The following is a 10,892-nucleotide window of genomic DNA, read 5'->3' as shown; positions in this document are numbered from 1 at the left end:
GGGCGTGCGGGCGCTCTGCGCCCCGCGCCCGCCCGCGCCAGGGGCGCGTCGCGGGGCGTCCTTGCTGTTCGAGATGGGGCGGTCGCCCTGGGTGCTGGACGGACGACGGGGCGGTGTCTTGCGGGGCGGGGTTGCCCGCTCCGGTTCACCGCCGCGTCTGCGTGGCGGTTCGCTGCCCCGTCGCTCCGTCATCCGATCATCCCCCGGTGGTCGTGGTGTTCCCCGTTGTCACCGGCGGCTTCGTCGTACCGGCCGGCGGCTTGGTGGTGGCGGCGGGCGGCTTCGTCGTACCGGTGGGTGGTGTGGTCGTGGTGGCAGCCGGCGGCGTGGCGACGGTGGGCGGCTTGGGCAGGGCGTCGGGGCTGAACATCGCCTTGCCGGTCCCTGCCTTCGCTTCCGCCGGTACGCCGAGTACGCGTCCGTCCGAGAGCCGCAGGAACACCGGGTTCTGGTTCGGCACCATGCCCATCAGCAACGCCCGGTCCGCCAGGTTCTGCGGCGACTCGAGCGTGCGTACCTGACGTTCCAGCTGCTCCTGCTGGTCCCGGAGCTGGTCGGCCTGCTGGTTCAGGTCAGTGACCTGAAAGGTGCCCCGCTGCAGCTCGGTGTTGAGCAGCAGCAGTCCCACCAGGCCGGCTGCGAGCAACGCCACCACGAAGATGACGAACGGCATCCGCGGCGGCCGGAACGGCGCACCGTAGACGACCCGCAGCTTCGGCTCCTGCTTGGTCGCCGGAGCCGGCGTGACCCGCGCTTTCTGCGGGCTGAACACAGTACTCATCAAGCCACCAGCCCCTTCTCCCGGACACGTTCGGCCGCCCGCACGCGAACGGAGGCCGATCGCGGGTTCTCCGCGAGCTCCTCCTCGGTCGGCCGCTCGGCACCCCGGGTCAGCAACTTCAGGTACGGCTCGTGACCGGCCGGAATCACCGGCAGGTCATCGGGCACGTCGGTCTTGGTCGCGGCCGCCAGCGTCTGCTTGGCGATCCGGTCCTCCAGCGAGTGGTAACTCATCACCACGATCCGGCCGTGCAGCGCGAGCGCCGCGACCGCCGCGGGCAGCGCGCGCCGCAGGACCTCCAGCTCGCCGTTGACCTCGATCCGCAACGCCTGGAAGGTCCGCTTGGCCGGGTGTCCCCCGGTCCGCCGGGCCGCCTGCGGGATTGCGTCGCGGACCAGCTCGGACAGCCGCGCGCTGTTCGTGAACGGCTCGGTCTCGCGGGCCTTGACGATCCGGTCCGCGATCCGTCGGGAGAACTTCTCCTCGCCGTACTGGAACAGGATCCGGGCCAGCTCGGCCGCGCTGTAGGTGTTCAGGATGTCCGCGGCCGTGGTCGGTGCGGTGGTGTCCATCCGCATGTCCAGCGGCGCGTCCTGGGCGTAGGCGAAACCACGGTCGGCCTCGTCCAGCTGCATCGAGGAGACGCCGAGGTCGAACAGGATCCCGTCGATCGCGGGGACGCCGAGATCCGCGAGCACGCGCGGCAGTTCGTCGTACACGGCGTGCACGAGGGTGACGCGTTCGGCGTACGGGGCGAGCCGTTCGCCGGCCAGGCGGAGCGCTTCGGGATCGCGATCCAGCCCGATCAGGCGGGCTTGCGGGCAGGATCGCAGGAAGGCTTCGGAGTGTCCGCCGAGGCCGAGGGTGGCGTCGACGAGAACAGCGCCGGGGTGCTGGAGTGCGGGTGCGAGCAGAGCGACGACCCGGTCGAGCATCACGGGAACGTGGCGATCGGCAGGCGTCGGCTCGGGCGTCGGCGTACCGGCGACGTCCCGGCCCTCCGCATCCCGCGCACCACGCTCTTCGCCGCTCATCTCGACCCTTCGATAGCAGCGGGAGCGAACCCTGCCCCCGCAGGTTGTGACTGCCTTGCCGTGCTGTCCTGCGGGGCGGTGTGCGGTGCGTTCGTCCGGTCAGATCGCGGGTACGCCCTCCGGGGAAGTACCTCTTGTCTTGGCGCCGGGGAAGTGGCGCCAACACCGAGGTCGGAAGTCGGACCCGTGATCTCACCGGACGGTTGTCGCTCCGGCTGCTGCGGTGGTCAGAAGATGCCGGGCAGGACCTCCTCGGACAGGTCGGCGAATGCCTGCTCCTGCTCCGCGGAGTACCGGTTCCAGCTCTCCGTGTTCCAGATCTCCACCCTGTTCATCGCCCCGATGACGACACAGTCGCGATCCAGTCCCGCGTAATCGCGCAGCATCGGCGGGATGGTGACCCGGCCTTGTTTGTCCGGCACCTCGTTCGAGGCACCGGCGAACAACATCCGCAGGTAGTCCCTGGCACCTTTGTTGGTGATCGGAGCCTGCTTCAGCTGCTCGGTCAGCTGGACGAACTCTGCTTCGGGCCAGACGAACAGCGACCGCTCTTGCCCACGAGTGATCACCAGGCCCTCCGACAGCTCGTCCCGGAACTTCGCCGGCAGGAACAGCCGACCTTTGTCGTCGAGCTTGGGGAAGTGCGTTCCGAGGAACACATTTCACCTCCCCGTTGCGGTCTCTCCGTCTCAGGTCGAACTCTTTCCCACCATTTCAGTACCACTGCGCTCCACCTTACTCCACTTTGCCCCACCGTCAATGAACTTCGCTCCACTGCGCCGGTGTTTCGGCGCGCCGTACGCTGGAGGTCACGGATCGGCAACTGCGGGTGAGGGCCATTTCGATGAACTCCGAAACGACTGGTAACGAAACGCACGGGGATCTAGGCCCGACCCCTACCCCGGGTCAGAATGAGTCGGCCAACAACCAAAGGGGAGGACCAAGGGTGAGCACCACCGCGACCAGCTCGGCCATGGATTTCGACGAGCTGACAGAGGTGGCGGGACGGGTCCGCCGAGCCATCGAGACTGTGATCGAAGGCAAACCCGATGTGGTCGAAGTAGCCATCACCGTGCTGCTCGCCGAAGGACATCTGCTGATCGAGGACGTGCCGGGCGTCGGTAAGACGATGCTCGCGAAGGCACTGGCGAAGTCGATCGACTGCAGCGTGCGGCGGATCCAGTTCACGCCGGACCTGCTGCCGTCGGACATCACCGGCGTGTCGGTCTTCAACCAGGAGGTCCGCGACTTCGAGTTCAAGCCCGGCGCGGTGTTCGCGAACATCGTCGTCGGCGACGAGATCAACCGGGCGTCACCGAAGACCCAGGCGGCACTGCTGGAGTCGATGGAGGAGCGCCAGGTCACCGTCGACACCACGACGTACCAGCTGGACGCGCCGTTCATGGTGATCGCGACGCAGAACCCGATCGAGATGGAGGGGACCTATCCCCTGCCGGAAGCACAGCGCGACCGCTTCATGGCGCGGCTCTCGATGGGCTACCCCGAGCCGGCCGCCGAGCTGCGGATGCTCGACGGGCACGCCGCCGCCGAGCCGCTGCTCACCCTGCAGCCGGTGACCGACGGCCAGCAGATCCTGCGCCTGGTGAAGACCGTGCACTCGGTGCACGTGTCGGAGTCGGTGAAGGAGTACGCCGTGGCGCTGGTCGGTGCCACTCGCCGGTCGCAGGAGCTCCGGCTGGGCGCCAGCCCGCGCGCCACCCTGCATCTGGTCCGGGCTGCCCGGGCGGCTGCTGCTCTTGATGCCCGTGAGTTCGTACTGCCGGACGACATCCAGGAGCTCGCCGTCCCAGTGCTCGCCCACCGGGTGCTGCCGGCCGCCGAGGCTCACCTCGGCGGACGTGGTGCCGCCGACATCATCTCCGGGCTCGTGGCCACCGTGCCGCTCCCCCGCAACCGTCGGGACTGAGACATGCGGCAGGCACTGCGCGGGCTCACCACCAGAGGGCGGGCCTTCGTCGCAGCCGGGATCACTGCATCACTGTGTGCGCTACTGCTCGGCCAGAAGGATCTACTTCGCGTCGGCATTCTCCTGGTGGCGCTGCCGGTCGTGGCAGCGCTGGTAGTCGGCAGGACCAGACTGCGCTTGCAGGTACGGCGCAGTCTCGCGCCTGACCAGGTTCCGGTCGGTACGCCGGCGACCGTGGAGCTGACGCTGACCAACCAGGGGCGGATGCCCGCGGGGCTCCTTTTGCTCGAGGACCGTATTCCTTATGTACTAGGGCACCGGCCGCGGTTCGTCGTCGACCGCGTCAGCCCGAACTGGCGGCGTACGGTCTCGTACCCCGTGAAGTCGGACGTCCGCGGGTTGTTCCAGGTCGGGCCGCTGATGCTCACCGTGGCCGACCCGTTCGGGTTGGTCGAGACCAGCCGGACGTTCACCCGCAGTCAGCACCTCCTGGTGACGCCGCGGGTCTACCGGTTGCCGGAGGTCCGGCTCGGTGCTGACCGCGCCGGCTCGGGCGAGAACCGGCCGCGCGCGATCGCGTCGGCGGGTGAAGAGGACGCGACGGTTCGCGAGTACCGCGACGGCGACGACCTGCGACGGGTGCACTGGCGCTCCACTGCGCGACGTGGCTCGCTGATGGTTCGCCGCGAAGAGCAGCCTTGGCAGAGTCGTTGTGCGATCTTCCTGGACGCGCGCACCATTTCGCACCACGGCCATGGGCCGTCGTCCAGTCTGGAGTGGGCGGTCAGCGCTGCGGCGTCGATCGGTACCGATCGAATCCGGCGCGGCTACGTCACCACCTTGCTGGGCGGTCCGACGACGCTGTCCGCGATCAGCCATCGCAGCTCGCACGCAGTGCACCAGCCGCTGACCAGCCAGGCACTGCTGACCGAGTGCGCGACGGTGGAGGAACACAAGTACGCCGAGATCGGTCCGCTGCTGACCGTCGACCGGCACATCCAGGAGCCCAGCCTGGTGGTCGCGATCGTCGGCGCCTGCAGCTCCGACGACATCACCTCGCTGAACCGGTGGCGGACGAGCCAGGCGACCGGAGTGGCGCTCTTGCTCGATGCGGCAAGCTGGTCGGTGGGTGCGGAAGGTACCGAGAAGGCCGCCCGGCTGACCGCGGTCACCGACGCAACCGAGAACGAACTGCGCCGCAATGGCTGGCGGGTAGCCAGAGTCCACCGCGGCGACCATCTCCCGACCGTGTGGTCCACCCTCGGACTACGGAGCGGAAGGATCGCGTGAAGGTGTTGCTTCCATGACCGGCCACGTGCGGATCTCGATCGCCGCCTGGGGAGCTACCGTCCTCGGCTCGCTCGTCCTGACCCCGGTGTTCTCGGGGCCGTTCCTCTTCATCAGTGCGATCTTCTGCGCGATCATCACCGGCGTCGGGATCGGCCTGCAGAACCTGCGGGTGCCGCGCTTCGTCGTACCGGCCGTGCAGCTCGTCGTACTGGTCGAGCTGCTCTCCTTCTTCTTCCTGCGAGACACGCTGCGCTTCGGCCTGCTCCCGTGGCGGCAGACGGTCGTCGAGTTCAACCAGCAGATGGTCAACGCGATGGACTCGATCAATCGCTTCAGTGCGCCACTGCCGCCGGACTCGCACCTGACGTTGTTCGCCATCTCGGTGATCTCCGCGACCGGGCTGCTGATCCACCTGATCGCAGTACAGCTCAAGCAGGCTGCATGGGCCGGGCTGTTGCTGCTGACCATGTATACGGTTCCTGCTGCCACTGTGCACGGCGGATTGCCGGCGCTGCTGTTCATCCCGCCGGCCATCGGCTACATCGTGCTGCTGTCGGCCGAGGGCCGGACCAGGCTGAGCAGATGGGGCCGCCGGATCTCCGGTGTCTCCCACCTGGACGCAGCGGAGCCGGTCGAGGCGTCGGCGCTCGGACAGGCAGGCCGCCGGATCGGACTCAGCGTCGTCGCCCTGGCGGCCCTGGTCCCCGCGTTGCTGCCCGCCCTGCCGGAAGGTGTCATCGGCAACGGCCTGGCCGGTGCGGGCACCGGCGTGGGATCCGGCGCGTCCATCTCGGCGACCGACCCGATGCTCGACATGGGCAAGAACCTCAAGCGCGGCGACAACGTCACCGCGATGACCTACACCGGCGGCCCGGCCGAAGGCACCTACCTGCGGCTCACCGCGCTCGACCTGTTCGACGGCAACACCTGGCGGATCTCGCCACGGCAGGGCGGCCGCAAGATCACCGGCAACGGCGACCTGACCAGCCCGCCCGGATTCGGCGGCGACCTGAGCAAGGTGCCGACCTCGAAGATGCAGATCGACGTGTCGCGCATCTTCCGGTCCCAGTTCGCCCCGGTGCCGTACCCGGTGCACTCGATCTCACTGAAGAACCGCTGGCAGTACGACGCCAGCTCGCTCGACGTCGTCTCCACCAACGGCCAGGTCGTCGGCGGCCAGAAGTACAGCCTGACGACGTACGACCTGCACCCGACAGCGCAACAGCTGCACGACAGCGACTCCGGCGGTGAGCCCGACCAGTTCACCAGCGACGTTCCGCCGCGGACCGACCCGAAGATCAGGAAGCTCGCGCAGGACGTCACGTCGGGTGCCCAGGGCAACAATTTCGAGAAGGCCGCGGCACTGCAGGCCTTCTTCCGGAAAGGCGACTTCGTCTACAGCACGGAGAACGGCCACGGCAGCGGGATGAAGGCGCTGAGCGACTTCCTGCTCGTGAACAAGTCCGGGTACTGCGAACAGTTCGCCACCGGGATGGCGCTGATGGCCCGCATCGTCGGCATCCCGGCCCGGGTCGGGATCGGCTTCCTGCCCGGCCAGCCCGGCAAGAACGGCGAACACGTCGTCCGGATGCACGACATGCACGCGTGGCCCGAGCTCTACTTCCAGGGCTACGGCTGGATCCGGTTCGAGCCGACCCCGTCGGCCCGCGCCCCGAAGACGCCGGACTGGACCGACTCGACCGGCGTCACCACGAACACCCCGAGCACCGCCCCGACGACGGCCGTCACCACGCCGGGCGATTCGGAAACCCCCGACATCAGCAAGCCGCGCGACCCGCGCGACGTACCGGACACCTCCGGCGCCGGCGCGGTCGACACCGGCAACTGGTTCAGCAACGGCGGCGGCAAGGCGATCGGCCTCACCCTCGGCGTGATCCTGTTGCTCTGCATTCCTTGGCTGATCCGGGTGCTGACGCGGCGCAAGCGGTTCGCGCGGGCACCTGGACGCGCGGGAGTAGAAGGGTTGTGGGCGGAGATCCGCGACACGACGCGCGACCTCGGCCTCGACTGGTCGGACACCGCTACGCCTCGGCAACTCGGCGACTGGCTGGTCTCCGAACTCCCCGACGAGGTTGCGCAGGCTGCGGCGGTCCGGCTCGCTCGTGGAGTGGAAGCAGTCCGGTACGCCGGCCTCCGGGATCTCCAGATCGACCTGCGCGCCGACGCCCGCACGGTCCGCAAGTCCCTGTGGACCCAGGCGAAACTGGTCCGCCGCTGGCGCGCCCGGCTCCTCCCACCGTCCTGGCGCTGGTACCTCAACCGAGGCAGCAGCGAAGCCTCCGACCTCCTAGACGAATTCGACCTAGCCCTAGCCCGCCTCCGCTCCCTCGTCCTCCCCCGCCGAGGCCGCCACGCCGACTAGCAGCACCCACCCCTCCCCAGGCCCCGTCGCCCCCGGTCGACGGGGCCTACCCTTTTCCCCACCCAACAGCAGCCACTCCCAGCCCAGCCAGCCCACCCATCTGCCCCCGGGCAGCCACGCCTTCCCCCTCACCCACGGTCTCTCTCCCCACCCCACCACCTTCACCCACCGACGTTTGCCCCACCGATCCGCCAGCGCCACCCATCCACCGTCTCGACCCACGGGTGCAACGTCGGCTTACCGGCACGACTCGCCGACGCCAACCGCCTACCGGCTCGACCCGCCGGTGCGACGTCGGCTTACCGGCACGACCCGGCGACGGCGCTCGACTTACCGGCACGACTTGCCGATGCCCGCCCACCCCACCTACCGGCTCGACTCGCCGGTGTGACGTCGACCTACCGGCACGACCAGACGACGGCGCTCGACTTACCGGCTCGACTCGCCGACGCCAACCCACCTACCGGCTCGACTCGCCGGTGTGACATCGACTTGCCGGTTCGACTCGCCGTCGGTGTTCGACTTGCCGGTTCGACTCGCCGATTTTTGCGAGGAAATCGGCGAGTCGAAGGGGTAGGTGCGGTGGGCCATCTGGGGGGCATGCTTGCGTCGAATGGGCGCGCTGCGGGTGGGGTTGGAGGCGCGGGTTCGCGTACGTCGTACGGGCAAGGAAGTGTGCCCTGATGGGTAGGCGCGGCGGGCAAACCAAAACCACACCCGGCGCGTAGGCGTGGGTGTGGTCGGGGTAGTGGTTCAGCCCGTCAAGGGACGCGTCAAAGGTCCTCGTCGCGGCGACGGCGCCAGCGGTCTTCCATCCGCTCCATGAAGCTGCCGGACGAGTCATGTTTGGTCCGGTGCCGCTTGGACTGCGACGGAGGCGGCGGGATGTCGTCCGCGTCGCCCGCGTTGCTGATCCGCTTCATGCTCAGCGCAGCGATGTACAGGCAGGCGACCATCACGACGAAGCCGAAGACTCCGATGATGGTGTTGGGGATGATCGCGCCGGCCATCAAGATGACGATGCCCAGCACGAATCCGACGCCGGCAAGAATTGCCCGGCGCTTGTAGTACAAGCGCACATTGGTCCCTCGCATGGCGGAGACGAACTTGGGGTCTTCCGCAGCGAGGGCGCGTTCGAGCTGCTCGAACTGGCGCTGCTCTTCTTCCGAGAGGGGCACCGTCGATCCCTCCATGGTGAGCGCGATCTCGATAGGCCGAGTCCAGTCTAGGCCGCCGGTGCGGTCCACGAAACCCTGACCGCCTGTCCCGCGCGTCACGGTCCGGCAACTCCGTACCGTAACCACCCCATTTTCCCGTCCGTTCCCCCTCAAACCCCTCCCTTTCCTCCGCAACCACGCCCACGACCCCGTCCCGCTTACCGCCCCTCCCACCACACGCGGTAACCGCCATCCCACCGCAACCAACACCCCCATCACCTCTCCGTCCACACCCCCACCCAGCGCCGCCACCCAAACCAACCCCCCTTGCCGCACGATCCGCGCGACGACGCCGGTCGACAGAGACTCACCGCTTGGCGCACAGAGGCTCACGACTGCCGTAAACGTCAACGACCGGCGCAATAGCTACGTGGCTGCCGTAGGAGTAGCGGGTGCCTTCAGTCGGCGGATGCTGCCAGCGGCCAACGCGGGAGAGCGGCGGGAAGTTCGAGGCGCCTGTTGGTGCAGGAGGGCGCCGGGGAAGTTCGGGGGCTGGCTGGTGCCGGTGAGCGTCGGGTGCGGCACGGAGGGGCGGTTTGGTGCAGGAAGTCGCCGGATAGTGCGCGGCACCGGGTTGGCGCAGGGGGTCGCCGGGCGGGTCGGGGGCGGGTGGTGCAGGCGGCTAGCGGGTGGCGAGGATGTGGAGTTGGGTGGCTATGGCTCGGAAGGCTGGGTGTTGGCTGGCTGAGCGTTCGAGGTCGGCGAGGGCTTCGGCGGCGCCTGGTTCGGAGTCGACGAAGGCGGACGGGACCAGGTCGGTGAAGGTGCGGACGCCGTGGATGGTGTGGACCATGAATCCGGCCTCGGCGAGAAGTGCGGTGATGCCGGCTTCGTCGAAGCGGCGGGGCATCGGGTCCGACGGGCCCCAGCGGCCGTCCGCGTCCTGGAGGGCGAGCTTGGCTTCGGCGAGGTGACCGGCAAGTGCGCGAGCCAGTACGACAGCGTTGCGTTGGGCAACCAAGAGGCTGAGTACGCCACCCTCACGTAGTACAGAGGCCATTGCCTGCAATGCCTGAGCAGGATCGTCGACCACTTCGAGCACTCCGTGACAGAGCACTGCGTCAGCGCTCGACTTGCCCGCGAGACCAGGCAGCTCGGCGGCATCACCTTGCACGCCGTGCACGAGCTTGCTCACACCTTCATCACTCGCGCGGCGCTCGAGCGACGCCAATGCATCCGGACTCGGGTCGACGACAGTCACGCGATGACCTTCGACGGCAAGCGGTACGGCGAATCCGCCGGTGCCGCCACCGAGGTCGACGATGTCCAACCCCGCACCGGGATCGATCCGCGCCCTGCCTGCCAGTGCTACCCGCAGGGCTTCGGCAACCAGCGCCGTACGTACCGAGCGGCGACGTCGGTCGACCATCCTGATTGCCCTCCTCGGCTACGAACCCGTTGCGAGCAACACCCTACTTCCCACCACCTCGGATCCCCTCCACGGCGTACAACCCACCACACCTCTCCCCCGACAACCACGCCCCGCATCCCAGCCGAATCAGCCAGACGACCGACGCCGCAAACCACCACAGCTCGCACGAGAGGTCGGAGCGCCACTCGTCCACCGTGCACGACGAACACTCAGTTCACGTCCCACTCTGTGCTCCGTTTGACCATCAGCCGCGCCGAAAACAGTCAACCCAGGCACAAAGTCGCCAGCAACCGGCGGAGACCTCGCAGGTCTGCGCGACCGGGTCGAAAACATGGGTCACGTGCGGGGGCGGCCTTTGGGGGGCCTTTGGTTGGCGATCGGTGGGGCTGGGAGGTGGTCAGCTCTGGCACGAAGTCGGGTGGGACGGTCGTCGGTTGGTTGGCGGGGGGTCGGAGGGTGGAGTGGGAGGTAGGGGCGGGGGTCGGGCAAGGGGTGGAAACGACACAGCCCCTGCGTGGTTGCGCAGGGGCTGTGTGGATGGGGCGGGGTCGTGACTGGGGTGGAGCTGGCCGGGGTTAGCTGGCTTGCATCCAGGGTTGGGAGAGGACTGAGTCGGGGGCGAAGGTGGGGGTGGGTTGGGTGGTGAGGTGGAGGCTGGATTCGACGAGGGTGTAGAAGGTTTCGACGGCGCGGACCAGGTCGTCGGCCTCGCGGGTGGTGACGGCTCGTTCCAGGCCGGCTTCGGCGGCGGCGCGCTGGGCGGCGCCGGCGGCGAAGAAGGTGGCCCATTCGCCGAACTCGGGGGCGACCTCGGCGAGGAGCACCCAGGCGTTGCGCTGGACGCGGCGGCGCGGGCCGGAGCGGACCCGGCGGGCCCGGACGGCGAGG

General features: G+C 68.6%; 10 protein-coding genes. 3 read left to right on the top strand and 7 right to left on the bottom strand.

Annotated features, from left to right (window positions below; genetic code table 11):
• From ABZ004_RS40315 to mraZ, 4 genes are all read right to left on the bottom strand, one after another.
• Nucleotides 1-192, bottom strand: a 192-nt coding sequence (locus ABZ004_RS40315; protein ID WP_355687571.1) for a hypothetical protein, incomplete at its 3' end; no start/stop codon positions are given.
• 4 nt (nucleotides 193-196) lie between these two features.
• On the bottom strand, nucleotides 197-781 hold the full coding sequence (locus tag ABZ004_RS40310; RefSeq protein ID WP_355687570.1) for a hypothetical protein: 585 nt from the start codon (nucleotides 779-781) through the stop codon (nucleotides 197-199).
• Nucleotides 781-1,815 carry a 16S rRNA (cytosine(1402)-N(4))-methyltransferase RsmH gene (gene rsmH / locus ABZ004_RS40305; RefSeq protein ID WP_355687568.1) on the bottom strand — a complete coding sequence of 345 codons (1,035 nt, stop codon included), beginning with the start codon at nucleotides 1,813-1,815 and terminating at the stop codon, nucleotides 781-783. Before rsmH ends, ABZ004_RS40310 begins: the two co-directional genes overlap by 1 nt.
• Nucleotides 1,816-2,042: 227 nt before the next feature.
• Nucleotides 2,043-2,474, bottom strand: coding sequence for a division/cell wall cluster transcriptional repressor MraZ (mraZ, locus tag ABZ004_RS40300; protein WP_355687566.1), 432 nt, complete (start codon nucleotides 2,472-2,474; stop codon nucleotides 2,043-2,045).
• Between the two features lie 314 nt (nucleotides 2,475-2,788).
• Between mraZ and ABZ004_RS40295 the strand changes: the two genes are divergently transcribed.
• From ABZ004_RS40295 to ABZ004_RS40285, 3 genes are read left to right on the top strand one after another with little or no spacing between them, the layout of a single operon-like run.
• The gene (locus ABZ004_RS40295; RefSeq protein WP_355687572.1) at nucleotides 2,789-3,742 is read left to right on the top strand and encodes an AAA family ATPase; all 954 of its coding nucleotides are present in this window, start codon (nucleotides 2,789-2,791) and stop codon (nucleotides 3,740-3,742) included.
• Nucleotides 3,743-3,745: 3 nt separating this feature from the next.
• Complete coding sequence (locus ABZ004_RS40290) at nucleotides 3,746-5,032, top strand: DUF58 domain-containing protein (protein WP_355687564.1); 1,287 nt, start codon at nucleotides 3,746-3,748, stop codon at nucleotides 5,030-5,032.
• A 13-nt stretch (nucleotides 5,033-5,045) separates the two neighbouring features.
• Nucleotides 5,046-7,415, top strand: coding sequence for a DUF3488 and transglutaminase-like domain-containing protein (locus ABZ004_RS40285; protein WP_355687562.1), 2,370 nt, complete (start codon nucleotides 5,046-5,048; stop codon nucleotides 7,413-7,415).
• Between the two features lie 773 nt (nucleotides 7,416-8,188).
• Here the strand turns inward: ABZ004_RS40285 and ABZ004_RS40280 are convergent.
• The 3 genes from ABZ004_RS40280 to ABZ004_RS40270 all read right to left on the bottom strand — a co-directional run.
• Nucleotides 8,189-8,593, bottom strand: coding sequence for a DUF3040 domain-containing protein (locus tag ABZ004_RS40280; protein WP_355687561.1), 405 nt, complete (start codon nucleotides 8,591-8,593; stop codon nucleotides 8,189-8,191).
• 661 nt (nucleotides 8,594-9,254) lie between these two features.
• Nucleotides 9,255-10,001 carry a methyltransferase domain-containing protein gene (locus tag ABZ004_RS40275; RefSeq protein ID WP_355687560.1) on the bottom strand — a complete coding sequence of 249 codons (747 nt, stop codon included), beginning with the start codon at nucleotides 9,999-10,001 and terminating at the stop codon, nucleotides 9,255-9,257.
• 578 nt (nucleotides 10,002-10,579) lie between these two features.
• The coding region (locus ABZ004_RS40270; protein WP_355687559.1) for an SAV_6107 family HEPN domain-containing protein at nucleotides 10,580-10,892 on the bottom strand (313 nt) is incomplete at its 5' end.

The organism is Kribbella sp. NPDC006257 (assembly GCF_040613535.1).
In the GTDB taxonomy this organism is placed as follows: domain Bacteria; phylum Actinomycetota; class Actinomycetes; order Propionibacteriales; family Kribbellaceae; genus Kribbella.
Note: the sequence above shows the minus strand (reverse complement) of the source record. Positions and strands in the feature narration are given on the sequence as shown.